The organism is Modestobacter sp. DSM 44400, from assembly GCF_900107175.1.
Classification (GTDB): domain Bacteria; phylum Actinomycetota; class Actinomycetes; order Mycobacteriales; family Geodermatophilaceae; genus Modestobacter.
Map to the genome: position 1 here is coordinate 58535 of NZ_FNOZ01000019.1, position 26838 is coordinate 85372.

At 71.5% G+C, this 26838-nt stretch carries 26 protein-coding genes; 4 read left to right on the forward strand and 22 right to left on the reverse strand.

The window, feature by feature from the left end; genetic code table 11:
* Positions 1–13: 13 nt before the first annotated feature.
* From BLW04_RS13380 to BLW04_RS13405, 6 genes are all read right to left on the reverse strand, one after another.
* Entirely contained in the window at positions 14–559 is a 546-nt protein-coding gene (locus tag BLW04_RS13380) for a hypothetical protein (RefSeq protein ID WP_091541775.1), read from the reverse strand.
* Between the two features lie 164 nt (positions 560–723).
* Positions 724–1590 (reverse strand): twin-arginine translocase subunit TatC, encoded by an 867-nt coding sequence (gene tatC / locus BLW04_RS13385; RefSeq protein ID WP_091541779.1) that lies wholly within the window; start codon positions 1588–1590, stop codon positions 724–726.
* 85 nt (positions 1591–1675) lie between these two features.
* A complete protein-coding gene (gene tatA, locus BLW04_RS13390) occupies positions 1676–2023 on the reverse strand; it encodes a Sec-independent protein translocase subunit TatA (RefSeq protein WP_091541783.1) in 348 nt (115 codons plus the stop codon).
* Between the two features lie 84 nt (positions 2024–2107).
* Positions 2108–2317 carry a hypothetical protein gene (locus BLW04_RS13395; protein ID WP_091541786.1) on the reverse strand — a complete coding sequence of 70 codons (210 nt, stop codon included), beginning with the start codon at positions 2315–2317 and terminating at the stop codon, positions 2108–2110.
* 69 nt (positions 2318–2386) lie between these two features.
* Complete coding sequence (locus BLW04_RS13400; RefSeq protein ID WP_091541789.1) at positions 2387–3352, reverse strand: helix-turn-helix transcriptional regulator; 966 nt, start codon at positions 3350–3352, stop codon at positions 2387–2389.
* Positions 3349–4335, reverse strand: coding sequence for a helix-turn-helix transcriptional regulator (locus tag BLW04_RS13405; RefSeq protein WP_091541792.1), 987 nt, complete (start codon positions 4333–4335; stop codon positions 3349–3351). Before BLW04_RS13405 ends, BLW04_RS13400 begins: the two co-directional genes overlap by 4 nt.
* Before the next feature lie 55 nt (positions 4336–4390).
* Between BLW04_RS13405 and BLW04_RS13410 the strand changes: the two genes are divergently transcribed.
* Positions 4391–5515: a DUF3866 family protein gene (locus BLW04_RS13410; protein ID WP_091541796.1), complete on the forward strand. Its 1125-nt coding sequence runs from the start codon at positions 4391–4393 to the stop codon at positions 5513–5515.
* 111 nt (positions 5516–5626) lie between these two features.
* Here the strand turns inward: BLW04_RS13410 and BLW04_RS13415 are convergent, their stop codons facing one another.
* The 5 genes from BLW04_RS13415 to BLW04_RS13435 all read right to left on the reverse strand — a co-directional run bounded on the left by BLW04_RS13415 (position 5627) and on the right by BLW04_RS13435 (position 10337).
* Positions 5627–6376: an SDR family oxidoreductase gene (locus BLW04_RS13415; protein ID WP_091541799.1), complete on the reverse strand. Its 750-nt coding sequence runs from the start codon at positions 6374–6376 to the stop codon at positions 5627–5629.
* A 151-nt stretch (positions 6377–6527) separates the two neighbouring features.
* On the reverse strand, positions 6528–7886 hold the full coding sequence (pafA, locus tag BLW04_RS13420; protein ID WP_091541803.1) for a Pup--protein ligase: 1359 nt from the start codon (positions 7884–7886) through the stop codon (positions 6528–6530).
* A 59-nt stretch (positions 7887–7945) separates the two neighbouring features.
* Entirely contained in the window at positions 7946–8845 is a 900-nt protein-coding gene (gene prcA / locus BLW04_RS13425; RefSeq protein WP_091541807.1) for a proteasome subunit alpha, read from the reverse strand.
* Positions 8846–8848: 3 nt separating this feature from the next.
* Complete coding sequence (gene prcB, locus BLW04_RS13430) at positions 8849–9697, reverse strand: proteasome subunit beta (protein ID WP_091541810.1); 849 nt, start codon at positions 9695–9697, stop codon at positions 8849–8851.
* Positions 9698–10127: 430 nt separating this feature from the next.
* Positions 10128–10337, reverse strand: a complete 210-nt coding sequence (locus tag BLW04_RS13435) for a ubiquitin-like protein Pup (protein ID WP_091541815.1) — start codon at positions 10335–10337, stop codon at positions 10128–10130.
* A 137-nt stretch (positions 10338–10474) separates the two neighbouring features.
* On the opposite strand from BLW04_RS13435, the gene BLW04_RS13440 reads away from it, so the two are divergent.
* Entirely contained in the window at positions 10475–11002 is a 528-nt protein-coding gene (locus BLW04_RS13440; protein WP_175484039.1) for a 2'-5' RNA ligase family protein, read from the forward strand.
* 9 nt (positions 11003–11011) lie between these two features.
* On the opposite strand, the gene dop is transcribed toward BLW04_RS13440, so the two are convergent.
* The 3 genes from dop to BLW04_RS13455 all read right to left on the reverse strand — a co-directional run bounded on the left by dop (position 11012) and on the right by BLW04_RS13455 (position 15416).
* Complete coding sequence (gene dop, locus BLW04_RS13445) at positions 11012–12517, reverse strand: depupylase/deamidase Dop (protein WP_091541822.1); 1506 nt, start codon at positions 12515–12517, stop codon at positions 11012–11014.
* Positions 12518–12617: 100 nt separating this feature from the next.
* On the reverse strand, positions 12618–14396 hold the full coding sequence (gene arc / locus BLW04_RS13450; RefSeq protein WP_091541825.1) for a proteasome ATPase: 1779 nt from the start codon (positions 14394–14396) through the stop codon (positions 12618–12620).
* A 141-nt stretch (positions 14397–14537) separates the two neighbouring features.
* Positions 14538–15416, reverse strand: coding sequence for a tRNA (adenine-N1)-methyltransferase (locus BLW04_RS13455; RefSeq protein WP_371327789.1), 879 nt, complete (start codon positions 15414–15416; stop codon positions 14538–14540).
* Between the two features lie 154 nt (positions 15417–15570).
* Here BLW04_RS13455 and BLW04_RS13460 point away from each other — a divergent pair, with 154 nt between their 5' ends.
* Together BLW04_RS13460 and BLW04_RS13465 are read left to right on the forward strand one after the other, a co-directional pair.
* Positions 15571–16518, forward strand: a complete 948-nt coding sequence (locus tag BLW04_RS13460; protein WP_175484041.1) for a RecB family exonuclease — start codon at positions 15571–15573, stop codon at positions 16516–16518.
* A 38-nt stretch (positions 16519–16556) separates the two neighbouring features.
* A complete protein-coding gene (locus BLW04_RS13465) occupies positions 16557–17117 on the forward strand; it encodes a Uma2 family endonuclease (protein ID WP_139306839.1) in 561 nt (186 codons plus the stop codon).
* Between the two features lie 69 nt (positions 17118–17186).
* Here BLW04_RS13465 and BLW04_RS13470 read toward each other — a convergent pair whose 3' ends face one another.
* The 8 genes from BLW04_RS13470 to BLW04_RS13500 all read right to left on the reverse strand — a co-directional run bounded on the left by BLW04_RS13470 (position 17187) and on the right by BLW04_RS13500 (position 26729).
* Complete coding sequence (locus BLW04_RS13470) at positions 17187–17942, reverse strand: SAM-dependent methyltransferase (RefSeq protein WP_091541832.1); 756 nt, start codon at positions 17940–17942, stop codon at positions 17187–17189.
* Positions 17943–18034: 92 nt separating this feature from the next.
* Positions 18035–18712, reverse strand: coding sequence for an HAD family hydrolase (locus tag BLW04_RS13475; protein WP_254781511.1), 678 nt, complete (start codon positions 18710–18712; stop codon positions 18035–18037).
* Between the two features lie 33 nt (positions 18713–18745).
* Positions 18746–19870 (reverse strand): tyrosine-type recombinase/integrase, encoded by a 1125-nt coding sequence (locus tag BLW04_RS13480; RefSeq protein WP_091541838.1) that lies wholly within the window; start codon positions 19868–19870, stop codon positions 18746–18748.
* Positions 19871–20071: 201 nt separating this feature from the next.
* Positions 20072–20323 (reverse strand): helix-turn-helix transcriptional regulator, encoded by a 252-nt coding sequence (locus BLW04_RS13485; protein ID WP_091541841.1) that lies wholly within the window; start codon positions 20321–20323, stop codon positions 20072–20074.
* Between the two features lie 138 nt (positions 20324–20461).
* Positions 20462–24121 carry a MobF family relaxase gene (gene mobF / locus BLW04_RS13490; protein ID WP_091541893.1) on the reverse strand — a complete coding sequence of 1220 codons (3660 nt, stop codon included), beginning with the start codon at positions 24119–24121 and terminating at the stop codon, positions 20462–20464.
* A 221-nt stretch (positions 24122–24342) separates the two neighbouring features.
* On the reverse strand, positions 24343–24516 hold the full coding sequence (locus BLW04_RS26740) for a hypothetical protein (protein ID WP_175484042.1): 174 nt from the start codon (positions 24514–24516) through the stop codon (positions 24343–24345).
* A gap of 246 nt (positions 24517–24762) precedes the next feature.
* A complete protein-coding gene (locus BLW04_RS26745) occupies positions 24763–25305 on the reverse strand; it encodes a hypothetical protein (RefSeq protein WP_091541844.1) in 543 nt (180 codons plus the stop codon).
* Positions 25302–26729, reverse strand: coding sequence for a glycosyltransferase family 2 protein (locus BLW04_RS13500; RefSeq protein WP_091541848.1), 1428 nt, complete (start codon positions 26727–26729; stop codon positions 25302–25304). The genes BLW04_RS26745 and BLW04_RS13500 overlap by 4 nt, the downstream gene beginning before the upstream one ends.
* Positions 26730–26838 lie beyond the last annotated feature (109 nt).

Below are 26838 nucleotides of genomic sequence, written 5' to 3' on the forward strand. Positions count from 1 at the left end.
GCGGGGTGGAACCTCAGCCCCGGGCGTGCCCGGGAGCGCTACCCACGACGGTCAGCGCGCCGGGCACGCACACCGACGTCGCCGGCAGCGGGCGGACCGGCTCACCATCGGCGTAGGTGACCAGTCCCTCGCCCTCGAGCGTCACCTCGCGGCCGCGCAGCACGGTCACTGCGGGTCTTCGACGTGCGTCCCGGCCCGCCAGCCGCGGGCGGGTGCGCAGCAGCTCCAGCCGGCCGATCGGGCCGACGACGACCACCTCGAGGAGACCGTCGGCCGGGTCGGCGTCCGGGCAGATCAGGCCACCGCCGTAGCAGGCGGTGTTCCCGACGGCGACGAGGGTGACCTCCCGCCGGCTGGTCACGCCGTCGACGGTGAGGGTGACCGTGCGGGGTCGCAGCTGCAGCAGCTCGGCCACGATGGCCACGTCGTAGCGGCGCGGACCGCGGGGCCGGCGGAGCCGGCTTGCGCGGTCGGTCACCGCGGAGTCGAAGCCGCAGCACAGCACGATCGACCACCCGCGCTCCCCGGCGGCCACCGCGGCGGGGACGGCGTCGGCCACGGGGGTGTGCCCCTGCCGCGCGGCCCCGCCCCGGGTGCCGGCGCTCGATACCCGGACGGTCAGCCCCGCGGCGGAAAAGGCCGACCGGACGTCGGCGGCTGCACTGGCTCCCAGCTCCGGCCGGCCGCCCCGTTGACCAGCAGAGCCACGTCATCGGGCATGGGTCAGCGCGGCGTGGTGGTCGGCTCGTCGATCGGGGCGGGCGCGTCGTCCAGCCGGACCGTCGGGGCCACCAGCGGGGACGCCTCGTCGTCGTCCAGGCCGGCCAGCCCGTCGGCGACCGCCCGCCGGGCGCGGCGCTTGTCGACGACCCGGGCCACCTGGATGGCCAGCTCGAACAGCACGATCATCGGCCCGGCCATCAGCAGCATGGTGAACGGGTCCTGGGTGGGCGTGATGAACGCGGCGAAGACGATGGTGAGGAAGAAGATCCACCGGCGGGACCTGGACAGCACCGCGTAGGTCAGGACGCCGATCAGGTTGAGCACGACGGCGATCAGCGGGACCTCGAAGCTGACCCCGAAGGCCAGCAGGATGGAGATGACGAAGCCGATGTAGTCCTGGGCGGTCAGTGCGATCGCCACGTCGTCCCCGGCCAGGCCCAGCAGCAGCGTGAGGCCGGCCTTGAGCGAGAAGTACGCGAGCACCGCGCCCAGGGCGAACAGCGAGCTGGAGGCCGCGACGAACGCCACGCCGTAGCGCTTCTCGTTGCGTTTGAGGCCTGGGGTGATGAAGCCCCAGATCTGGTACAGCCAGAACGGCGCCGAGACGACGACGCCGCCGATGAAGGCGATCTTCAGCCGGATCAGGGCGCCGCCGAAGACGTCGGTCACCAGAAGCCGGCAGTCACCGGTCGTGGAGCCGGTCCCGAGCGCCCGATCGTCGCCCGGGATCGAGCAGTAGGGCGCCCGGATGAACGTGCCCAGCCCGTGCTCGTACCACCAGAAGCAGACGGCGGTGCCGAGGAGGATGAACAGCAGCGCGATCGCGATCCGGTTGCGCAGCTCCTTGAGGTGCGCAACGAGGGTCATCGTCGCCTCGTCGTCCCGGGGGGGACGACGGGGCCGACGATCGCGCGTGCGCCCTGCGGTGGTCACGGGCGGTCAGTGCGAGAGGTCAGCGGGTGCCGTCGACCGGGGTCGACGCGCGGTCCCGATCGGCGCGGGCACGCAGCTCGGCCGCACGGAGCTCGGCGGCGCGCGCCTCGGCCTCGCGGTCGGCGGCACCGTAGTCGACCGTGCTGCTCGGGGCGAAGGCCGCGGCCGGGGCGGCGATCTGGCCCTGCACCGGGGTGATGGGAGGGACGTCCGCAGCGCGGTCGTCGTCCTTCATGCCCTTCATCTCGCTCTTGAAGATGCGCATCGAGCGCCCCATGGAGCGGGAGGCGTCGGGCAGCTTCTTGTAACCGAAGAGCAGCAGGACGGCCAGGATGATCAGGCCGATCTCCATCGGGCCGAGGTTCATCGGGTCCTCCGAGTCGTGGGGTGGGGCCAACTCTACGCGTGAGCGGCGACAGTTCCGGGTCCTGGACGAGCGTCCGGGAGGTGTTCAGCGGGGCGTCGTCGTCCCGTCGTCCGGTCGCTGGGCGGCGACGCGGTCCGCCGTGGCCCGCACCTCGGCCAGGACCGGACGCAGTTGGCCCTCCAGCCCCCGGAGTTCCCGGATGAGCCGCTGGAGGGCGCCGAGCACGCCGAAGGCGATGCCGCCGAGCACCAGCACGGCCAGGACGGCGACGACGATCCACACGACGAGCAACACGGACAGGACCCTAACCGCCGCTGATGTGGTCCGCCTGTGTCAACGGCCTCCCATTCCGAGTGCCTCCGTTCAGTCGGCGTAGCGGGCCAGTGCGACGCGAGCCTCGGCCGCGACCTGCTGCCCCAGCTCGGCGGGCTCGTCGACAAGGGCCGAGCCCCCGAGGGAGGCCACCAGCCGGCGCGCCCAGGCGAGGTCGGCGGTGCGCACCGCCACCGCCAGCCCACCGGGCGGGTCCTCGACCGGGGTGACCTCCTCGACCGGGTAGTAGTCGGCCACCCAGCGGGCCGTGCGGGCCAGCCGCAGCCGGACCAGCGGCTCGTCCTCGGCCGGCTGGTAGAGCCCCGAGTCGACGTCCCGTTCGGCGGCCTGCGGCGGCGGCGCGGCCGGCTCGGCCAGCACCACGACGTCGTCGACGCGGTCGAGCCGGAACAGTCGCACGGCCTCGACCCGGCGGCACCAGGCCTCCAGGTACCAGTGGCCGTCGACGAGCAGGAGCCGCATCGGGTCGACGGTGCGCTCGGTGCGCTCGTCGCGGCTGGGCACGTAGTACTGCAGGTGCAGGGCGCGACCCCGCTCCAGCCCCTCCCGGACAACGGCCAGCGCCTGCTCACGGGCGTCCACGCTGACCGCGACCGGGGCCGCCAGTTCGGCGGCGTGCCCGGCGGCGGCCGACACCTTGGCCAGCGCCCGGCTGACCGCCTCGCCCTCGGCCAGGCCCGGCAGGTCCAGCAGGGTCCGCAGGGCGACGGTCAGCGCGACCGCCTCGTCGGTGGTCAGCCGAAGGGGCCGCACCATGCCGGCGGTGAAGGTGACCCGCACCCGGTCGCCCTCGAAGGCCAGGTCGATGAGGTCACCGGGGCCGTGGCCGGGCAGCCCGCACACCCACAGCAGGTCCAGGTCGCGGCGCAGCTGGGCCTCGGACACGCCGAAGTCGGCGGCGGCGTCGGCCAGCCGGACGCCGTCCGGGCGGGCCGTCAGGTACGGGACGAGGGCCAGCAGCCGGGTCATCCGGTCGGCGGCGCCTGGACTGGTCATGCATGCACCTCCCGGTCGTCCATGGCGGCCAGCCGGGTGAGCCGCTCGACGACGGCCTCACGCACCCGAGGCGGGGACTCGACCAGCACGTCCGCGCCGTAGGCGGCCAGCTGGTCGGCCAGCGCGCCGGGCTCGGTGGTGCGCAGCTCCACCCGGTCGTCGCCGTCCGGCGCGGGTCCGAGCGTCGTCCCGGTGCGCCGCAGCCCGATGGCGGTGCCGGGGCGGGCGCGCACCACCACCACGGTCTCCTCCCGGCGCGCGTGGCCGGCGACGACGGCGGCCAGGTCCAGGCCGGGCGGCGGCTCGAAGGCGCCGGCCGGGCCGCTCGCCCGGGGCGTGCCGGTGACCCGGGACAGCCGGAAGACCCGGGGCGCCTGCCGGTCCCGGTCGTGTCCGACGAGGTACCAGTGGCCGTGCCAGGCGACGACGCCCCACGGCTGCACCCGGCGCCGGACGGGGGTGTCCTCGTCGGGACGGCGGTAGTCGAAGGTCAGCTCGCGGCGGTCGCGGGCGGCGGCGTAGCACGGCTCGAAGGCGGGCTCGCCGGCGTCCAGACGGGGCTGCAGCGGGATGCCGCGGGTCTGGTCGACCTCCACGCCGGCAGCGCGCAGCTTGACCAGCGCGCTCTGCGCGGCCCCGGCCAGCTGGGCCGACTGCCACAACCGGAGCGCCAGCCCGACGGCGGCGGCCTCCTCGCCGGTGAGGGTGATCTCGGGTAGCTCGTAGTCGCCGCGGGCGATGCGGTAGCCGTCCTCGGTGTCGAAGACGCTGGTCCGGCCGGTCTCCAGCGGGACGCCGATCTCGCGCAACTCGGCCTTGTCCCGCTCGAACATCCGCTTGAACGCCTCGTCGGCGCGCTCGCTGCCGTCGTCGGCCTCGTACCCGGGCACCGTGGCCCGGATCTTGGCTGCCGAGACGTACTGCCGGGTGCCGAGCAGCGCGATGACCAGGTTCACCAGCCGCTCCGCGCGCTTGGCTGCCACGTCACCAGCCTGCCACGTCCGCGGCCCGGACCTCCGGGTGACCTAGCCTGCCCCGATGACGTCTCCGGGCACCCCGCCGTCTCCCCGTCCCGACGACCCCGGCCCGCGCGTGCGCTGGCGCCGCGGGCAGGTGACCGCGCTGGGCCGGTCGTGGCGCGACGCGCAGGAGATGACTGTCGCAGTGCCCCAGGACGGCGACGTCCGCGCGCTCGCCCACCCCTCGGTCGTCGGCTCCCCGCAGGTCGGCGACGACGTGCTGCTCAACACAACGGCCTGGGCGCAGCGGCTGGGCACCGGCGGGTACGCCCTGGTCATCGCCGTCCCCGACCGGCTGCCGCCGGATCCGAACGGCCCCGGCCACCTCGTGAAGGGCCGGTACACGCCGCTGCAGGTGACCGTGCAGGGAGTGGACGAGCAGGGAACCGAGCACCACCAGGTCATCGCCGATGCAGAGGACGTCGGGGGCATGCCGGTCGTGGTGGCCGACCTGCATTCCGCGCTGCCCGCCGTGCTGGCCGGGGTGTGGGCCACCGCCCCGCGGCTGCGCGTCGCGTACGTGATGACCGACGGCGGGGCGCTGCCGGCGGCTTTCTCGCGGACGCTGGACGCACTGGCGGGCTCGCTGGCCGGGGTGGTCACGGTCGGCCAGGCGTTCGGCGGGGACCTGGAGGCGGTGACGGTGCACACCGGGCTGCTGGCCGCCCGGCACGTGCTGCGCGCCGACGTGACCGTAGTGACCCAGGGCCCGGGCAACCTGGGCACCGGGACGCCGTGGGGGTTCTCCGGGGTGGCCGCCGGCGAGGCGTGCAACGCGGTCGCCGTTCTCGGCGGGCGCACGGTGGGCGCGCTGCGGATCTCCGACGCCGACCCCCGGCCCCGGCACCGCGGGGTCTCCCACCACTCGCTGACCGCGTTCGGCCGGGTGGCGCTGGGTGGGGTCACCCTCGTCGTCCCCGCGAGGCTGCCCGCCGAGCTCGCCGAGCAGGTGGAGGAGGACCTGGCCGGGCAGCCCGACCGCAATCCCGTCGTCCGGGTCGAGACCGGTGGGCTGGACAAGGCGCTGGCCGCCGTCCCGGTGCGGTTGTCGACGATGGGCCGCGGGCTCGCCGAGGACCATGCCTACTTCCTGGCCGCCGCGGCCGCCGGCCGGCACGCCGCGTCGCTCGCCGTCAGTCCCTGAGGGCCGAATCTGTTGCGGTTGTCGGTCGTGGTTTTTCGTCGTTGACACCGGCCGAGTTGGGGATAACGGTTGTTCTACGGGCGTGGGCCGGGCTGCGCCCGGCGCCCCGGTTCACCGCCAGCGGCGGAAGCCGCCCTCCGCGTCGATCGTCTGGCCGGTGACCGACCGGGCGTCCGGGCCGGTGAGCCAGGAGACGACCGCGGCCGCCTCGTCGGCGGTGTTCCACCGTCCGCGCGGCATCGCCCGCGCGACGAGGTCGCTGCGGGACGGGTCGGCCCAGCCGGTGTCGGTCGGGCCGGGGTTCACGCAGTTGACCGTGACGTCGGCGTCGATGAGCGCGTCGGCCAGGGACAGCGTCATCGACTGGATAGCTCCCTTGCTGATCGCGTAGGGCAGCTCGTCGGACATCGGCGCGCGGTGCTGGCCGGAGGTGAACAGCACGACGGACCCGGAACCGGCGGCCGGCTCGTACTGGGCGGCGAAGGCCTGTGTGAGCAGCAGGCTGCCCCGGGCGTTGACCGCGAAGCAGCGGTCGACCTCCGCGGCGGTCACCTCGACCAGCCCGCCCGTGGCGCTCCGGGCGTGCGTGGCGACCAGCGTGGTCAGCGGACCGGCCGCCGCGACGGCCGCGTCGACCAGCCGCGCGGGCGCCTGCGGGTCCTCGAGGTCGGCCGCCAGGTGCGGCGGGTCGCCGAGTGCGGCGAGGACGGCGGGGAGGTCGTCGGCGCCCCAGGGCTGCTCGGCGTCGTGCGCCGTCCAGGAGTGGACGACGACCCGGTCGCCGCGGGCGATCAGCCGCTGGGCGACGGCGAAGCCGATGCTGTTGCGTCGGCTGACGCCGGTGACGAGTGCACTGCCCATCCGCGCAGTCTCCTGTTCCCCAGCGGAGCTGCCATGGACGGCGCCGCAGGCTCCGGTCACACACCGGAGGTGCGTTCACACCGCAGTTTTCCGGTTCCCCAGCGGAGCGGGGAACGCGCCGCAGGCATCCGGTTCCTCACCGAAGGTGTGTTCACATGCTGGCGATGAGTTTTTCCACGCGCTCGTCGACGGCCTTGAACGGGTCTTTGCACAGCACGGTGCGCTGGGCCTGGTCGTTGAGCTTGAGGTGCACCCAGTCGACGGTGAAGTCGCGGCGCTTCTCCTGCGCCCGGCGGATGAACTCACCGCGCAGCTTGGCCCGGGTGGTCTGCGGCGGCACGTTCTTCGCCTCGAAGACGCGCGGCTCATGGGCGACCCGGTCGACCTGGCCGGCCCGCTCGAGCAGGTAGTACAGCCCCCGGTCGCGGCGGATGTCGTGGTAGGCGAGGTCCATCTGCGCGACCCGGGGGCTGGACAGCGACAGGTCGCGCTTGGCCCGGTAGCGCTCGATCAGCTGGTACTTCGTGGCCCAGTCGATCTCGCGGTCGATCAGCGACAGATCACCGGAGTCGACGGCCTTGAGCGTGCGGCCCCACAGTTCGAGCATCTGCCGGTGCACCGGGCCGTAGCCCTCCCGGTCGACGAACTCGGCGGCCCGGTCGTGGTACTCGGCCTGGATCTCCAGCGCGGACATCTCCCGGCCGTTGGCGAGCCGGACCTTGCGCCGTCCGGTCATGTCGTGGCTGATCTCGCGGATCGCCCGGATCGGATTCTCCAGCGTCATGTCCCGCAGAACGACGCCCTGCTCGATCATCCGCAGCACCAGGTCGGTGATGGTGACCTTGAGCAGCGTCGTCGTCTCGTTCATGTTCGAGTCGCCGACGATGACGTGCAGCCGGCGGTACTTCTCGGCGTCGGCGTGCGGCTCGTCGCGGGTGTTGATGATCGGCCGGGACCGGGTGGTGGCGCTGGAGACGCCTTCCCAGATGTGCTCGGCGCGCTGGCTGACGCAGTAGACCGCACCGCGCGGGGTCTGCAGCACCTTGCCGGCGCCGACGACCATCTGCCGGCTCACCAGGAACGGGATGAGCACGTCGGCCAGGCGGCTGAACTCCCCGTGCCGGCCGACCAGATAGTTCTCGTGGCAGCCGTAGCTGTTGCCGGCGGAGTCGGTGTTGTTCTTGAACAGGTAGATGTCGCCGGTGACGCCCTCTTCGTTGAGGCGCTGCTCGGCGTCGACCATCAGGCCCTCGAGGATCCGCTCACCGGCCTTGTCGTGGACGACGAGCTCGGTGACGTCGTCGCACTCGGCGGTGGCGTACTCGGGGTGCGACCCGACGTCGAGGTAGAGCCGCGAGCCGTTGCGCAGGAACACGTTGGAGCTGCGGCCCCATGACACCACCCGGCGGAACAGGTAGCGGGCCACCTCGTCGGGTGAGAGGCGCCGTTGGCCCTTGAAGGTGCACGTGACGCCGTACTCGGTCTCGATGCCGAAGATCCGTCGTTCCACCCGACCGAGCCTAGGCGTCTCGGGCGTGCTCGGCTCTAGTCCCGAGCGCGCCGCGCCGCTCATACGTCATCGCCGCCCGTAGCGGTGCCCGTGCCGTCGTGGTCGGTGGCCGCGGTGTCTGCGGCGCCGCCGGCGGTGTCGACCGCCTCGGGGTCGCCGAGGCCGGGCGGGGTGCCGGGGGCCGGGGCGCTCGGGGCGTGCGAGGCCTCCGGCGTGCCACTGGTCTCCGCCGCGGTCGCAGCGACCGGCTCATCGGCGAGCAGGGCGCGCAGCGCGGCGCCCACCACCCGACGGAAGGCCCGCTTGGGGCGTCGCCGGTCCAGGACTGCGACCTCGAGCTGCTCGGCAGGGAGCTGGTCGAGCCCGCCGCCGTTGGCGGAGGTCGCCGGGCTGACCGCGGACAGGGCCCGGACGCCGACCTTCAGCGCCTCGGCCAGCCCCATGCCGGGAAGGAAGTGCTCGCGCAGGTGCCCGCTGACCGCATCGGCCTGCCCGCCCATGACCACGAAGTCGGGCTCGTCGACGATCGACCCGTCGAAGGTCAGCCGGTACAGCTGGTCGGTCTCGGGGGTGTCGCCGACCTCGGCGACGCACAGCTCCACCTCGAAGGGCTTCATCTGCTCGGTGAAGACCGCGCCGAGGGTCTGGGCGTAGGCGTTGGCCACCACCCGGCCGGTGACATCACGCCGGTTGTAGGAGTAGCCGCGGACGTCGGCCAGCCGGACCCCGGCGACCCGCAGGCTCTCGAACTCCGAGTACCGGCCCACCGCGGCGAAGCCGATCCGGTCGTAGATTTCGCCGACCTTGTGCAGCGTGGAGCTGGGGTTCTCGGCGATGAACAGCACGCCGTCGGAGTAGGTGACGACGGCGACGCTGCGACCTCGGGAGATGCCCTTGCGGGCGTACTCCGAGCGGTCGCGCATGACCTGCTCAGCCGAGGCGTAGTAAGGCATCGTCATGGCTCAGACCCCCTGTTCGTCGTGGGCGGCGGAGCGGTCGACGACGACGGTCTCGGCGACCGCGGCGACCTCGGCGTCGGTGAGCCGCACAGCGCCCTCGGCGTCGACCCGGTAGACGATGGGGAACAGTCCCCGCACCATGTCCGGGCCCCCGGTGGCGGAGTCGTCGTCGGCGGCGTCGTAGAGGGATTCAACGACGGTGCGCGTCGCGGCATCGGCGGACAGGCCGGGGCGCCAGGTCTTCTTGAGCGAGTTCTTGGCGAACAGCGAGCCGGAGCCGACGGAGGCGTAGCCGCGCTCCTCGTAGTTCCCGCCGGTGACGTCATAGCTGAAGATCCGGCCGGGGTTGTCGCCCTCGGCGGCGTCGAGGTCGTACCCGGCGAACAGCGGGACGACGGCCAGGCCCTGCATCGCTGCACCCAGGTTGCCCCGGATCATCGCGGCAAGCCGGTTGGCCTTGCCGTCGAGGGACATCGTCATCCCCTCGATCTTCTCGTAGTGCTCCAGCTCCACCTGGTAGAGCCGGACCATCTCGATCGCGATGCCCGCGGTGCCGGCGATGCCGATCACCGACCAGGAATCGGCGGCGTAGACCTTCTCGATGTCGCGGGAGGAGATGAGGTTGCCCATCGTGGCCCGGCGGTCGCCACCCATCAGGACCCCCCCGTCGAAGGTGACGGCCACGATCGTGGTGGCGTGCGGAGCGAGGTCAGCGGCCGGCATCGCCGGGAGCGGGCGACGGCCAGGGAGCAGCTGCGGCGCCGTGAGGCCCAGGAAGTCGGTGAACGAGGAGCCCACCCGGTCCAGATAGGCGGGGGTGAACCCGCTCCGGCCCGTTGACGACTCACTCATGCATCTGCCTCTCCTGCCGCCTGCTGGCGGCTGTCCGTGCTGGTGTGCCCGCCGCGCCGAGCGGCGCTCGTGCGGCCGTTCCGACGCGGCGCCGACCCTACCGGCGGGGTACCCGGGCGGGTCGGCGTGCCGGGCCGGGAGACGGCGCTCCCCTCCCCCGCCGCCGACTGCCGGGCGCGGTGCCGCTCGGCGTAGTCGGCCGCGGCGCGGAGGGAGCGAGGCTCATCGCGGAACAGGCCAGCGCGTGCTTGCACCGCTGGCGCGGGACTCGCGATACCAAGCCGCGTTGCGTCTGCGGTTGCACGTCAGGCCTAGAACGAAAGCCCACCTGGCTGTGACCTGTTACGGCCGAACGCCCCAAGAGGCTTTGATTCCCCACAGTCCGGACAGGTCTTTATCAAACCATCTACTACGCTACGTGGTCGAGCGTTCACTCTCCGCCCTTCTGCACGTACTGTCTCACGAACTCCTCGGCGTTCTCCTCCAGCACCCCGTCGATCTCGTCCAGGATGGAGTCGACGTCGTCGGTCATTTCCTTGTGGCGCTCGGCGACATCGGTGTCGACCGACGCCTCGACCTCGTCGGTCTCCTCACGCGTGCGCGTGGCCTTCTGCTGCCCGCCGGTGTCCCTCGCGGCCATGTCACCCTCCGGTGCGTCTCGTGTGGGTCCTGCTGAGGGGAAAGCTACCCGCGGGGTGTGACAGTCGGACGTCATCCGGCTCGGCCGCGAGCGAATCGAGATGCAGCCCGCCGAGGGCGCGCCGTAGCGTGCGATGGGTGGACACCAGCCGACCCGCCAGCGGGCTCGTCGTCGCGGTCCCGGAAGCGGAAGCGGTGGTCGGCCGGCACCGCGACCGGCTGGACGACCACGCCGCCAGGGGCGCTCCGGCCCACGTGACCGTGCTGTTCCCGTTCGTCCCCGGTGACGCGATCGACGCCGACGTGCTCGCGCGCGTCGCGGCCGTCGTCGGCACGGTTCCGTCGTTCGGCTACTCGTTCAGCGACACCGCCTGGTTCGACGACGCGGTGCTCTGGCTGGCCCCCGACGACCCGGCGCCCTTCCGCAATCTCACCGAATGCGTGTTCGCCGCGTTTCCGGCGCACCCACCGTTCGAGGGCGAGTTCGACGACGTCGTCCCGCACCTGACCGTCGGACACCGTCACCCGCGACCGGTCCTCGAGGCGGCCGAGCGTCAGGTGCGGCCGCTCCTCCCCGTGGCCGGAACGGCCCACGAGGTGGTCCTGCTTGCTGAGGACCTCCCCGGTGGTCGCTGGGCCAGCCGGGCGAGCTTCCCCCTCGGGTGAGTGCGGAACTCAGCCGCCGGTGATCGTGTCGACCAGCTCGATGGCCGTCGACGTCGACTCGAACAGCGCGCCGACGTGCTCGCGGGTGCCGCGCAGCGGCTCCATGGTCGGAATCCGGACGAGGTTCTCCCGGCCCACGTCGAAGACCACCGAGTCCCAGGAGGCGGCGGCGACCTGGGCCGGGTAGCGGCGCAGGCACTCGCCGCGGAAGTAGGCCCGGGTGTCGGTGGGCGGGCTGGTCATCGCCCGGGTGACCTCGTCGTCGGTGAGCAGCCGCTGCATCGACCCGCGGGCCACCAGCCGGTGGTAGAGCCCCTTGTCCGGCCGGACGTCGGAGTACTGGAGGTCCACCAGCTGCAGCCGGGAGTCACCCCACGACAGCCCGTCGCGCTTCCGGTAGCCCTCGAGCAGCCGGAGCTTGGCCGGCCAGTCCAGCCGGTCGGCGCAGCGCATCGGGTCGATCTGAAGGTCCTCGAGCACCTCGCCCCAGCGGCGCAGGACGTCGAAGGTCTGCTCGTCGTCGTCCCCGGTGTCGGCGGCGAACTTCCGTGCCTGCGACAGGTACTCCTGCTGCACCTCCAGGCCGGTGAGCCGGCGTCCGTCGCGTAGCCGCACCCGGTGGGTCAACGATGGGTCGTGGCTGATCGCCTGCAGCTCGGCGACCGGCTCCTCGATGGTGAGGTCCTGGCTGAGCGCCTTGGCCTCGATCATCGCCAGGATCAGCGACGTCGTCCCGACCTTGAGGTAGGTCGACAGCTCGGCGAGGTTGGCGTCGCCGATGATCACGTGCAGCCTGCGGTACTTGTCGGCGTCCGAGTGCGGCTCGTCACGGGTGTTGATGATCGGCCGCTTCAGCGTGGTCTCCAAGCCGACCTCGACCTCGAAGAAGTCCGCGCGCTGCGACAGCTGAAAGCCCTGTTTGCGGCCCTCGGTGCCGATGCCGACCCGGCCGGCGCCGGCGAAGACCTGCCGGGTGACGAAGAACGGGATGAGGCCCCGGATGATGTCGATGAACGGCGTCTTGCGGTTCATCAGGTAGTTCTCGTGCGCCCCGTAGGAGGCGCCCTTCCCGTCGGTGTTGTTCTTGTACAGCTGGATGGGCTGGGTGCCGGGGATCCGCGCCGCCCGCCGGGCCGCCTCGGCCATCACCAGCTCCCCCGCCTTGTCCCACAGCACGATGTCCCGGGGACTGGTGACCTCCGGCGTCGCGTACTCCGGGTGGGCGTGGTCGACGTAGAGGCGGGCGCCGTTGGTGAGGATGACGTTCGCCATCCCGGCGTCCTCGTCCAGGTCGTTGTGGTCCAGCGCGTTCGCCGGGGACAGGTCGAAGCCGCGGGCGTCACGCAGCGGCGACTCCTCCTCGAAGTCCCACCGGGGCCGCCGGCGCGTCGGCGCCTCGGCCACCGCCCAGGCGTTGACCACCTGGCTGGACAGCGTCGTCGGGTTCGCCGTCGGCTGGCCCGGCACGGAGATCCCGTACTCGAGCTCGGTGCCCATCACCCGTCGCACGCTCATGGGCTCCAGGTTAGGCGTCGGCACCGACGCATCCGCGGCAGCCGCCGGGACACGGACCGGCCCCGTCCCGGCAGGACGGGGGCCGGTCGTACGCCGGTCGTTACAAGTACTGGCCGGTGTTGGTCGCGGTGTCGATCGCACGGCCGCTCTCGTTGCCCTTGCCGCTGATCAGCGTGCGGATGTAGACGATCCGCTCGCCCTTCTTGCCCGAGATCCGCGCCCAGTCGTCGGGGTTGGTGGTGTTGGGCAGGTCCTCATTCTCCTTGAACTCGTCCACGCACGCCGCCATCAGGTGCCCCACGCGCAGCCCCCCGACGCCGGTCTCCAGCCGGTCCTTGATCGCCATCTTCTTGGCCCGGTCGACGATGTTCTGCAGCATCGCGCCGGAGTTGAAGTCCTTGAAGTACAGGACCTCCTTGTCACCGTTGGCATAGGTGACCTCCAGGAACCGGTTCTCCTCGGTCTCGGTGTACATCCGCTCGACGGTGCTCTGGATCATCCCGGCGATGGTCGCCTCGCGGCTGCCACCGTGCTCAGCCAGGTCGTCGGTGTGGATGGGCAGCGTCGTGGTCAGGTACTTGCTGAAGATGTCCCGCGCCGCCTCGGCGTCCGGCCGCTCGATCTTGATCTTCACGTCCAGCCGGCCGGGCCGCAGGATCGCCGGGTCGATCATGTCCTCGCGGTTGGAGGCGCCGATGACGATGACGTTCTCCAGGCCCTCGACGCCGTCGATCTCGCTGAGCAGCTGCGGAACGATGGTGCTCTCGACGTCCGAAGACACCCCCGACCCACGGGTGCGGAAGATCGAGTCCATCTCGTCGAAGAAGACTATGACCGGCGTGCCCTCGCTGGCCTTCTCCCGCGCCCGCTGGAACACCAGGCGGATGTGCCGCTCGGTCTCCCCCACGTACTTGTTCAGCAGCTCGGGGCCCTTGATGTTCAGGAAGAAGGACTTCCCCTGGCTCCGGTCGGACTCCCCGTTGAGCGCCGCGACCTTCTTGGCCAGCGAGTTGGCCACCGCCTTGGCGATCAGCGTCTTCCCGCAGCCGGGCGGCCCGTAGAGCAGGATGCCCTTCGGCGGGCGCAGCTCGTACTCACGGAACAGGTCCGCGTGCAGGAACGGCAGCTCGACGGCGTCCCGGATCTGCTCGATCTGGCGGGAGAGCCCGCCGATGTCCTCGTAGTCGATGTCGGGGACCTCTTCGAGGATGAGCTCCTCGACCTCGCTCTTCGGGATCCGCTCGTACACGTACCCCGAGCGGGACTCCAGCAGCAGCGAATCGCCCACCCGCACCGGCTGCCCGGCGAGGGAGTCGGCGAGGTAGACCACCCGTTCCTCGTCGGTGTGCCCGACGACCAGGGCGCGCGGGGGGCAGCCCTCGATCGGTTCGAGCAGCTCCTTCAACATCACGACGTCGCCGGCACGCTCGAAGCCGCGCGCCTCCACGACGTTCATCGCCTCGTTGAGCATGACCTCCTGACCGTGGGCCAGGTCGTCGAGTTCCACGGCCGGGGACACAGACACCCGCAGCTTGCGGCCGCCGGTGAAGACGTCGACCGTGCCGTCCTCGAATCGGCCCAGGAACACGCCGTAGCCGGAGGGGGGCTGACCGAGCCGCTCGACCTCCTCCTTCAGCGTCACGAGCTGCTGCCGAGCCTCGCGGAGCGTGCCGGCGAGCTTGTCGTTGCGCTCGGACACGAAGGCCGCGCGGCCCTCCGCCTCGGCGAGCCGTTCCTCCAGCGCACGCACCTGGCGCGGGCTGTCGGAAACCTTGCGTCGCAACAGGCCGATCTCCTCCTCGAGGTAGGAGATCTGGCTCACCAGAGAAGCGACGTCACGCTCACGTCGCGCCTTGAACTCATCAGGACCGAGGGCCATCGCGCACCTCCACACACATCGGGGGGAGCAAGGAAGCCAATCTATACACGCCGCCGCCGACAGTGCCGCAGGTCGCGGACGGCTGTGGCGGACGGGTCAGGACGTCACCACCGCGACACGCGACCGACGTCCGCGCTGCCCTCAGCCCAGGGATTTCCGGCGCTGACGCAGCGGCGCGACGGCCCCCTCGGCGAGCCGGCGGGCAGTGACCAGGAAGGCGGTGTGGGCCACCATCCGGTGCTCCGGGCGGACGGCGAGGCCCTCGGCGTGCCATGGGCGCAGCAGCGTCTCCCAGGCGTACGGCTCGGTCCACACACCCTGGGCGCGCGCCGCCTCCACGTAGGTGGACAGCTGGGTCGTGGTCGCGACATAGCCGACGAGTACGCCGCCGGGACGCAGCGCGGCGGCCACGGTGGGCAGCACCGCCCACGGCTCGAGCATGTCCAGGACGACGCGGTCCACGACCTCCTGCGCCGGGTGGCCGGCCAGGTCGCCCGGGCGCAGCGACCAGTTGGCCGGCACCTCGCCGAAGAAGGTGCCCACGTTGCTGCGCGCGACGTCGGCGAAGTCCTCGCGCCGCTCGTAGCTGGTCACGGTGCCCTCGCTGCCCACCGCACGCAGCAGCGAGCAGGTCAGCGCACCGGAGCCCGCGCCGGCCTCCAGCACGCGCATGCCCGGGCCGATGTCGCCGAAGCCGACGATCTGGGCGGCGTCCTTGGGGTAGATGACCTGGGCGCCGCGCGGCATGGAGAGCACGTAGTCGCTGAGCAGCGGCCGCAGTGCCAGGTAGCCGGTGTTCGCCGTCGAGTGCACGACCGAGCCCTCGGGGGACCCGATCAGGTGGTCATGGCTGATCGCGCCGCGGTGGGTGTGGAACTCCTTGCCCGGCTCCAGGACGACGGTGTGGTGGCGGCCCTTGGGGTCGGTGAGCTGGACCCGGTCACCGACCCGGAAGGCGCCCTCCACCGGGGCCGCGGGCTCCTCGGCCGGCGGGGCGTCCTCGACCACCACCGGCTCCAGGGGCACCGCGGCGAGCACCTCGGCCGGGCTCGGGCTGTCGTCGGCCGGTCGCTCCTGCTCTACGTCCACGTAGGAGCAGGGTACGGACGGCGATCGCGGCCCCTGTCGGCGCGCGTGCCCGGAACTGTCGGAGGGTCGACCTAGCCTCGATCCCATGACGGCTGTGCTGCAGACCGACCCGCCCGCTCCCCCGGTCCGGATGACGTCGACCGACACCGCTCCGCGCCGCCCCTCGCTGTCCCCGTCGCGGGCCGCGGACTTCAAGACCTGCCCGCTGCTCTACCGCTTCCGCACCATCGACCGGCTGCCCGAGCGCAAGTCCCGGGCCGCGGTCCGCGGCACCCTCGTGCACACGGTGCTCGAGCGGCTGTACGACCTGCCGGCCGCCGAGCGCACGGTCGAGGCGGCCCGCACGCTGATCGAGCCGGCCTGGGCGGAGCTGCGCGGGGAGCCCGGCATGGCCGAGCTGTTCGCGCCGCCCGAGACGCCTGCCGACGGCGGCGAGACCGCCGAGAAGAGCGGGGGGGAGGGGCTGGACGCCTGGCTGGCCTCGGCCGGCACGCTGGTGGAGACCTACTTCTCCCTGGAGGACCCGACCCGCATCCAGCCGTCCGGTCGGGAGGAACTGGTCGAGGTGACGCTGCCCGACGGGTTGCTGCTGCGCGGCTACGTCGACCGGCTGGACGTCGCACCGACCGGGGCGCTGCGGGTCGTCGACTACAAGACCGGTGGCGCGCCGCGGGAGGCCTTCGAGGCCAAGGCGCTGTTCCAGATGAAGTTCTACGCACTGGTGCTGTGGCGAACCCGCGGGGTGGTCGCCGCGCAGCTCAAGCTGCTGTACCTCAAGGACGGCGACGCCCTCACCTACTCCCCGGACGAGGCCGAGCTGCTGCGCTTCGAGCGCACCCTGCTCGCGGTCTGGTCGGCCATCGAGCGGGCCGTCGCCACCGGTGACTTCCGGCCCAACAAGTCCCGGCTGTGCAGCTGGTGCGACCACCAGGCGCTGTGCCCCTCCTTCGGCGGCACCCCCCCGCCGTTCCCCGCCGAGGCGGCCGCGGCCGCCGGCTGGCGAACGACCTTGCCGGTCACGCCGCTGAGCTGACGAATGGGCAGCCGGGTACGGCCCTACGATCACTGGAGGTGCAGAGGGAGATGGCGGCCATGTCGATGTCGACACCGCTCAGCGCTGACCAGGAGGTGTCCTGGGAGGAGTACGAGGCGCTCGGCGAGGACACCCGCGCTGAGTACATCGACGGCCGCGTCGTGAGGAGTCCCGGTCCCACATACCTGCACCAGCAGATCTGCCGCCGGTTGGCGAACGCCCTCGACGTGGTCATCCCCGAGACGCACCGGGTCTCGACTGCCTGGGCGTGGAAACCCGCCGCCGACGAGTTCATCCCGGATGTGATGGTCCATGCGCGACCCCGGCAGGCCGCTCGGTTCACCGGCATCCCGGACCTGGTGGTCGAGGTGCTCTCCAGCAACCGCAGCACCGACCTCGTGCTGAAGTCGGTTCGCTACGCAGCCGCCGGGCTGCCGCACTACTGGATCGCGAACCAGCGGGAGCGGACCTTGGACGCCTACGTCCTGGCGGACGGGCTGTTCCACCGGGCCACCATGGTGACGACGGCAGCACCGGCCACACTGGGCTTGGGGATCGCCGACCTTCGGGTGGACCTCGACCAGCTCTGCGCCGGATGAACTGCTCCCGCGACGCAGTGTCCGCAATTGCCTGCCTGTAGAGGTGGTCAGGCAGTACCCGGATCAACTCTAGGTCGGCCAGCGGCGCACGTCGTGGAGCACAACCGTGACAAGTCCCAGCTGCCCGTGATAGCCCCGGATCCACCCTTCGCGATGTTCGCGAGCCACGGCCAGCGCTTGCTGCCGGTCCTCATCGGACGTCGCCTCCTGCAGCGCCCATGCGGTCAGCGAACCGGTCCACGACCATTCATAGTCGTTCCACTCCTCCAAAGTGCTGACGTGGCCATACCCCGGCTCGAAGCCCTGCTGCCTGGCACGGTCGAGTAGACCGGCCAGGTCGGGGAAGTCGTCCGGTCCTGCGCCGAGGACCTCCTGCGCCCGCTGCGACGGCGGAACTTCCCAGATCGTGTCACCGAGCAGCACCTGCCCACCGGGTCGCAGATGCCGACGTACGCCTTCGAGGGTGCCGTCGAGACCGCCGAACGCATGGCTGGCTCCCACGCACATCACGACGTCGAACGTGCCACCCGTCCAGGTCCGGGCGTCGGCCTTCTCCCAGCGGATCCGGTCGCCGAGACCGCCTCGAACTGCGCTGGCCGTCACGTCCGCCGGCAGCGAGATGTCCACAACGCCCGTTCCAGTAGCGCTCGGGTACTGGGTCAGCATCTCCAACAGCCACGCGCCATGACCGCAGCCGAGGTCGAGGACGGCGCTTCCCTCGACTGCCGCCACGCGCCGGACCAGGGTGCGAAGGTTCCCCGGGGACACCGGCGCCGCGATCGGGTGGTCCCGGCGGGCGATGCCGGACAGCTCGTCGCGGTCCATCCAGGGGATGTTGCCAGCTGGGAACAGCGACGTCGTGTGGGTTTCGGCCAGCCGTCAGTGGAGCGCGGGAGCCCTTGCGCCAGGAACTGCGGTCACGACCAGACGGTCGTCTCGACCCGAGTCCGCCCGGCCAGCACCTGTTCGAGGTCGGCCACGCCGATGTCGGTCAGAGATCCGCGCACGATGAGACCGCGCGCCGCTTGCAGTGGCTGTAACGACGGCACGCCGAGCACCGCCGCACCGGCGGCCAGCCCCGCGGTCACTCCGGTGACGGAGTCCTCGACGACCACGCACTCCACCGGGTCCACGGCCAGCGCGGCCATCGCCTGCCGGTAGGGCGCGGGATCCGGCTTGGTCGCCGCCACCTCGTCCCCGCAGACGGTGACGTCGAACGCCGTCGTCCCGTCGGCCAGCTGCCCGATGTGCCGCAGCACCAGCGTGGCCAGCCGACGGGGCGTGGTGGTCACCAGGGCGGTGGCCAGCCCGGCCCGGCGCACCTCGGTAAGCAGCTCGAGCGCACCGGGTCGCCAGTTCACGCCCCGGGCCATCAGCTCGGCCGTGGTGTCGAGGACCCAGACGCCGTCGGCTGTTCGCTGCTCCGCGGTGCGATCGAGACCGAGGTCGGCCAGCAGCAGGTCCAGCGACGTCCGCATGTTGGTGCCCACCATCGCGGCGCGCGCCGGGGCCGAGATGCGGCCGCCGAGCCGCTCGGCCAGACCGGCCAGTGACTGGTCCCAGTAGTGCTCGGTGTCCACCAGCGTGCCGTCCATGTCAAACAGGACCGCTTGCAACTTGTGGGGCATCTACCTGCGGTTTTCTCTTTCGGAGGGCTCCCGGGTACACGCGGGGTACACATCAGGAATGATCTTGTGCATGGTTTCGGCCATCGCCAGACGCCCGGCCGTCTCGTCGTCGGGCCTCAGATAGGCATAGACCCGGTAGGTGATCTCGGGGCTCGAGTGACCCAGCCACCGGGCCACGGCCACCACGGAGACGCCCCGGGAGACCAGTCCGGCGCCGAAGTAGTGCCGCAGTGAGTGCGGTGAGACGGTGAACCCGACGGCGCGCTCGATGTCGTCGAAGACGTGACCGGCGATCGACTTGGTCAGCGGCCGGCCAAGTGTGCTGCTGAAGACGAGGCCGTCGGATCGAGGCCACTGCCGGATCTGCTCGGCAAGCGCCTCCAGGAGGGTGTCATCGGCGGGGATGTCGCGACTGGACGAGCCGGTCTTGAGCTTCCCCATGTCACCACCGGGCCGGCGTTGCTGGCGGATGTGGACGGAGCGTCGCAGGAAGTCGACGTCCTGCACGCGGAGGCCGCACGCTTCACTGATCCGCAGCCCTAGCCCAACCAGCGTGATCACCAGGGGCCGGTAGTGCTCGGGGGTCGCGCCGAGAATGGCGGTGACGTCCTCGTCGGTGAGGTGAACATCCCGGCGGCGTGGGGCGGGGGGCGCCTTGACAGCCTTCGCGGCATTCGACGCAACCAGTCCGTCGGCGAGCGCCGCGTCGAGGACCTGACGCACCTGGCGGAGGACCTGGCCGACCGTTCCGGGTGCCAGGGTTTGCGACCACGTGGCAACCGCGGCGGCGACGGCGCTGGGCCGCAGAGCGCCGACGGGGTACGTGCCCAGAGCGGGCAGGATGTGCCGCTCCAGCCGGGACCGTTTGACCACCCGGGTCGTGTCCGCGGCGAGGTTGTGCGCGTAGGTGGCCCAGTGCTCCTCGGCGAACGCCCGGAAAGTGATCGAGGCACGTTTCGCGTCGACGTAGCTCCCGGTCAGCTTGGACGCCTCGACGGTGGTGAGGAACCGCTCGGCGTCGACCTTGCGGGAGAACACCTTGACCAGCTGCGCGCCGGCCGGATCGCGATAACGGGCATACCAGCGCAGCTGCCCGTTACGTGTGCGCCGCTCGATGCTGGCCACGACAACGCTCCTTTCCGCAGAAGGGGGGCCACAAGATCAGCTATCTGATCTTCCCATCAGCAACTGACGGTCTCATGCGCTCGCAGCACCGATGTGGATGGAGCAGCCCAAGGTGGCTTCGGGCTGAGGCTGACCGCGCACGCGGCAGTCTCGGCAGCACCGCGACTGGCGCACAGGGCCCGGAGGGCGATGCCTGGATCGCTAGCCACCTGGCCGGTCAGCTGTGGTCGGTGGCCTCCTGATCGTGCTGCGCGCGTCGATCCAGGCTCGGAGATCATCGCGGCGGTAGAGGACGCGGCGGCCGAGCCGGAAGCTGCTCGGTCCGGTGCCGCAGTGGCGCCAGTAGCGGAGGATGGCGACGGGGGCGCGGAGGAGTTCCGCGGCTTCGGTGATGGTGAGCAGGTCGGGCTCGCGGCCGGCCGCCTGGCCTTGGCGGGTGGTGTGGTCGAGCATGGCTGACTCCGGGGCTGGTCGGCTGTGGTTGGCGCTACACCCACAGAAGGGCGCCGTTTCGGCCCCTTTGGTGACAGGTCCACCGGGGACCGTGACCGAGCCGTGATCTGACGGACGTGCGAGGCGACCACGCCCGGGTTACCGGCGGGTGCTGGGAGCACCTCTGTCGGGGCGTGGTGTGCGCTTGTCGCCCGGCTCCGGGCGCCGGATGCGCAGGCCCTGCTCTGCGGCGGCCGGCGGTTGCGCCGCCCGCTGATGCACGTTGTGGTCGGTGTCGTGCCGGGCGCGCCAGGTATCGCGCTCGCGGGCGAGCCGGTCGGTGGGCTGGACGAGGAGAACCGGCTCGGTCATCAACTGGGCGGTGCGCGCTCGGGCGGCGGTCAGCTCGTCGGTCGTGGCGGCGATGTCGCGTCCGGTTTCGGCCAACCGGGCGACCGGGTCGGCGACGTGGGCCAGCCTGCCGAAGCGGGTGAGACGGTCCTCGTGCTCGCGGCGCGCGTCGGCCACGGAACGCCACGCCCGATCGCACTCCGCCTGTGCGGCCACTGCAGCCGCGGGCAGCGCGGCGTGCCCGGGATGGGCCCGTTCGACCTGGCGGCGCGCGGAGGCGTCGATGGTGGCTTCCAGCCGCGGTCGGTCGTCGAACCCGCCGGCGAGGTGGGCGATCTGGTCGGGGTCGGTGGGCATGGTCGGCAGGTAGGGCAGCCACGCGGTTGCCCAGTCGGCGAGGTGCTCGTGGGCCCGGGTGACGGCGGCCCGCCGGAGCCCGAGCCGCCCGGAGCCTCGCGAGATGAGTTGCCCAGCCTCGCGGGCGGTACCGCGCTGGGCATCCCAGGCGGTCAGCAGCATGTTGCGGATGCGGTCGGTCTCGGCGGCGACGACCGCGCTCCCGGCCTCCGCCCGCTCCTTCTCTCGGTGGGCGCCGAAGGCCGCCTGCCGGTGGCGGTTGCGCAGTGCGGGCAGCTGATCGGCCTCATCGGTGCCGAGCGCCGCGATCCCCCGCAGCGCCTGCCGGCGCGGCTCGACGACTGCGAGCCGGTCCAGGCAGCGCTGTTCGGCCGACCATGCCTCGTGCAGCTCGAGCAGCGCCTGCTCCAGCGGTCGAGGCTGGGCGTAGCGGGCGGCCTCGCGCGCCGCCAGCTCGGCGGCGTGGCCGGGCCCGAGGTCGGCGCCGTCGCGGGCGAACACCGCGATCCACTGCTCGCGGGCGTCGGCGAGGTCGGCGGCGACGAGGTGGGCGGTGTTCGCGGTGCGGCCGCGGGTCATCCCCACATACGCCGACGCGGCGCCGGTGTGCCCCCCGATCAACACATGCGCCGCCGGAACGGTGTCCCCTTGGACGCCGTGTGCGGTGCTGGCGTAGGCCAGCTCCGCGTGCCGGGTGACGTAATCGACCGGCAGCACCCGAGCCAGTCCAGTGGCTGGGGTGACAGCGGGGGTGACATCAGAGGCGGGGGTGACGTCGGCGGGAATGACAACGAGTTCACCGTGCCGGCCGACGGCGGTGACGGTCCAGGTGTCGCGGTTGGCGACGCCCAGGTCACGGTCGTTGCGGCGGGTGGCGATCCGGTCCCCGGCGCCGATCCGCCGCCCCGCCCCGGTGGTGACCACCGTCTTGTCGTCGACCCGGCCGCCGGCGACCAGTCGCTCCCGGATGGCGACGTTGAGCTCGGCGGCCTGTTCGCGGGTGTCCACTACCACCGCCACCTGCTCGCCGGCGCCGAAGGAAGCGGCGGCGATACCGGCCAGCTCATCTCGCAGCGTCGCGGGGTTGGGATGGAGCAGGATCTGGCCCCGCACGGCCAGCGCGTCGAACACCGCGCCCGGGTTGTCACCGGTACGCATCACGAGTGTCAGGTCGGCGTAGCCGGTGTCAGGGATGAGGTTGCCGGTGCCGTCGTCGCGGGTGCGGGTGAAGCGGTGCACCGCGTCCAGTGTCAGGTGCGCGTTCGGGTCGACCCGCTCGACTGCTAGGTCGAGGACGCCGCCGCGGCCGACCGCGGCGAGCTGGTGCCGGTCGCCGAGCAGCGCGACCCTCACCTGACACTCGTCGGCCACGGTGAGCAGGGCGCGGGCGGTGTCCTGGTCCAGCATCCCGGCCTCGTCCACCACGAGCAGATCTTTCGGGCGCAGCCGAGCCCCTCTCGCCGGACCGGTATAGAGGCGGCCGGTGACCGGGTCGGCCTGCCCGAGCATGAGCCGGGTCCAGGCGCCGTCGTCATTCCAGCGCCAGCCGTACTGGAAAACCAACCACGCCGCCGACCCCGTACGCGTGCCGACCTCGGCCGCGGCGACCTTCGCCGCCTTCAAGGTCGGGGTGACCACCACCTGACGTCGACCTGACACCTCTAGCAGGTCCCGAGCGGCCGAGAGAGTGGTGGTCTTCCCGGCACCGGCCGCGCCCTCGATCACCATCAGCGATCGGTCACCGGCCAGCGCGACGGCCGCCGCGGCTTGGCCGGCGTCAAGCCGGTCTGCCCCGGCGGTTGCGACCACGGCCAGCTTGAGCTGTCGGGGGACAGCGGTGTCGGCGTCGCTGCCGCGGGCCCCCAGGCGGGCGGCCAGGTCGGCCTCGACGTCGAGCACCGGTTGCGACGTCCACGCCCGCACGTGCCCAGGAACCGCGACGGGGGCACCATCGCGGTCCCGCAGCGGCACGCACCGCGACAGCGCCCGGTCGGTGAGGTCCTCGGCCAGCTCGCCCCGGACGGCGGCGTCGACGACGATCCCCTCGGCGGCGATCAACTGCTCGACCTCCCCGCGGACGTCGGCGGCGTTCCACGCCGACCGCCCGGCCGCCAGCCGGTTGAGCACCCGCTGCACTGCCTCGTCGCGATCCAGGCTCCCGACCTGGGTCGGTGCCAGGGCGACGGGGATGTCGAGGTCGCGGTAGCCCAGGTCGGCCAGCTGGGTCCGCCACCGTTCGTCGAGATTCGCGCCGGGTTGTGGGGTGACCTTGTCCGGGCGGCCGTCCGCCCAGGCGCGGGCATCCCAGGCTCGCCGCAGCACCGGGCCGGGGAGTTCGCCGGGATGCGCGGCCGTCCATTCCCGTTCGTAGGTGCCGATATTGCGGGCGATCTGCGCGGCCCGCGCGCTGAAAGCGCCCACAAAATCCGCAAGCTGCCATATCTCCCCATCGGCATTCAACACATATCCGTGGGCGGACAGCGCATTCCGAAATTGCGGATCGGTCGAAACCGCCGCGTGCCCGATCCCGTTGATTGCCGCCAGTGAGTCGCGGACACCGACGGTGTGCAGGCCGCGCCATTTCCCGGCGGCGAACACTCGGGCGTTGATCTGCAGGTGCAAATGCCGGTGCGGATCCCCTGCCCGAGACGTGTGATGCGCGACCGTGACCGCCTCCAATTGCTCGACGGGCACCTGCACCTGACCACCCCGGGGGCCGACCCGGGTGGTGGCGTGCTCGGCGAGCCAGCCGATGATCTGGGCGGCGGCGCGGTCCTGCGCCGTGTCGTAGGCGGCGGCGACGTCCGGGTGCAGTGCGGCTGCCAGCGACCACGATTTCGGGCCGTTGACCACTACCTCGACGAACCGCACTGCCCGGTCGTCATCGCGCAGCCAACCCCGTGGTTCGCCGGTCTGCGGGTCCAGGCCGGCCACCCATGCCTCGTAGCCGTCGCCGGTCAGCGGCGCCAACTCCGCCACCGGACCCTCTGGGCCGGCAGTGTAGCGGCGGGCGATCCCGGTCCCCTCGGCCAGGTAGTAGTCATCGGCCCGGCCGCGGTCGGCCTCCACGTAGTGGCGGGCAGCGGCCGGCGCGCCGGCGTAGACCTTCATGCCGCCGCGCATCACCAACAACACCCAACAATGGCCAACACGTCACCCCATAAAACGCCGATGGCCCCGCGAAACGGGGCCCGAACTACCTCCAAGGTAGCATTCGTGCCGATTCAAGTGAAGGCGTTATTGGCGATTCAAGTGAAGGCGTTATTGGCGACGGCGCCGCATGGACATTTCGGGCCACTCAAAGCGCTGATTGAGTTGCGGGACATAGTCGGCTATGACTTGCCGGTATATCCCGGGGACAGCGGGCCGTTCGGCGCCGCGTCGCTGACCGCGCCGAGCCCGTCGTTGGGTTTAAGGGTGAGCATGATGGAGGCGTGCACCTTCCGCGCCTGCTCGACCGGCTCGCTGAGCCACGCGGCGACCTGCGGGCGGAACGGAAACTCCACGAACTCCCGGAAGATCGTGGCTTGGCGTCCAGTGCGCCGGTCGTACTGGTCGGGCGAGTCCTGGTCCCATTGCAGTTGGACGCCGAAGTTGACGGGCTGTTCGCCCGACCCGCGGTCCTCCAGGGCGGCGAGATCGCGCTCAGCCTCGCCGAGGGGAGACTTCAGCGCCGGAGCGGTCCCAGACGGAGAACCCGACCGGCACCCCGGCCAGAGCTACGAGCAGGGTCGAGCGCGCCGGTAATCGGTTCATTCCTCGCCCCCGCGGGTCCGGGCCCGCGACAACCTGACCTTCGGCGCGGTGGCCGTCCGTGCCAGGACGGAGCAGACCCCAACCGCTGCCAGCACGAGCAGAACCCCGCTCAGCGTCACGGCGTTGGCGAGGCCTCCGAGCAGGTCGCGGGTTGCGAGTAACAAGGGCAGCCCGATGTAGACGGCCAGAACCAGGGCGGCGCCGATCAGAAGCGGAACGGTACGGAAGACCTCCTGCACGCTCCTCCGCCTCGCAGGGCCCGGCATCCGCGCCTCGGTGAGCGCGGCGCGGACCCGGTCCGCTGCTTGGTCTCGTTCGGCTGCTTGGTCTAGTTCGGTGGCCGGGCGCAGCACGTGAGGCTTGGGGCCAACCAGGTTGGTCACGTGCGAGTCCGCGGCCCGGTGCCGCCCTATGCCGGACAGTGGGGGGTGGACTGTGGCCAAGACAAACGAGGGCACCGCGTCGTCCACCACATTGTCTTCGAAGACGGTGGCGCCTTCAAAGACGGTGGCGCGGGAGGTGTAGGCGTGCTTGCTCACGATGCCTGCCTCCGAACCGCAGCCGCGTCGGCCGCGCGCGTCTTCGGGGTCGGCAGCCAGGCGACATCGCGGTGGCCAGACAACCACTCGACCACGGCAAGCAGCCCCGCGGCGCTCTCGATAACCCCGGCGATCGGGGCGCTGGACACGGCTCGGCAGATCTCGTCCCAGCGACCCCACTGGGAGAGGCCAGCGTCTGCGACGTTGTACCAGGCCCCGATGAATACGGAGCCCAACCACAGGGCTCCCACCGCGGCCATCCAGCCGGTCAGCCACGACGGCGCGGGTGAAGCCCCGCCGAAGACCAGGGCTCCGATGGACCGGGCGATCAGCAGCGGAAGAAACGCCAGCGTCAGCGCACCCACCACGGCGCCCAACGCGAACGTGGCGATACGGAAGCGGGTTCCCCAGACGAGCCCGAGGCGGACCCGGACTGGAAGTTCCACGAACGACGGGCTCCGCCGGGCGATGGCCATGCCCTGCAGGACGCCGAAAATCCAGCGGTGGCGCTGCTTGAACGCGCTCCGCACCGAGAAGGGAGGCTGCTCAAGCATGACGCAGCCGTGCCAGCCGAAGACTTCGCGTCCGCCGAGGAGAAAGGCGTTCATTCCGAACACATAGTCCTCGGCGATGAGGGGGCGGCCGTCAAGGTTGCCGATGTCCCAGCCCACGGTGTTCTCGAATTGCTCCTCGATGACGAGGTTGGAGCCGTGCAGGTGCAGCGGCATGCCCTTCTCCATGACGTGGCGGCACTCGAAGCACCCGACCGGACGGTTGGCCTCCATCGCGCGGCAGAGGGGGGACGCGTCGGTGTACTCAAGAGGGTAGTAGATCGGACCCTCAAGAAGTTTCTTGTCCGTCGAGGCCAAGGCGGCGAGCAACTTCCGCAACTCCGCCGGGACCATGACGCTCTCCTCGTCATAGTGGACAACGAAGCAGCGACCGGGTCGGCGGTTCCATCCGGCCCTGCGGTGCTCGACCGCATAGTGCAGCCCCCGCGCCTTCAGTTGCGTGTCGTATGCCGTGGCGTACGTGGCCGGGACCACCAGTCCGTGCACAGCGACTGGGGCCTCCGCGAAGGTGCGCCGCAGCAAGTGAGCCTGCACCTCGGACTCGGTGATGACCTCCACCGACAGGATCCGCCCATAGAATTCGACGTCCTCCTCCGCGAGCCGCATGACCTGTCGGATGCCGCGCAGGATCACCTCGGTGCTCCCCGCAGAACCGCGGGTGGTCACCTGTATTCTCACATACGGGACGTCGAGGCCGCGGAGATCTGCGGTCGCGACGGCGTCACGCCTGCGGTATCGCTTCCAGTGGAAGGCGAAACTCCACCAGTACGCGAGCAGGCGCAACGCGATCAGGCTGACCGCAACGATGAGGACCGGCCCGACGATGCGGAACAGCGCGGAATACAAGAACATGCTTTAGGGAAAGATGAGCAGGTGAAGGATCGGACCGGATTCGCGACTTGCTCCCCACCCGGCGAGGTTGTCCCGGGTCTCGTGGAAGTTGAGGTGGCGGTCCCCCGCC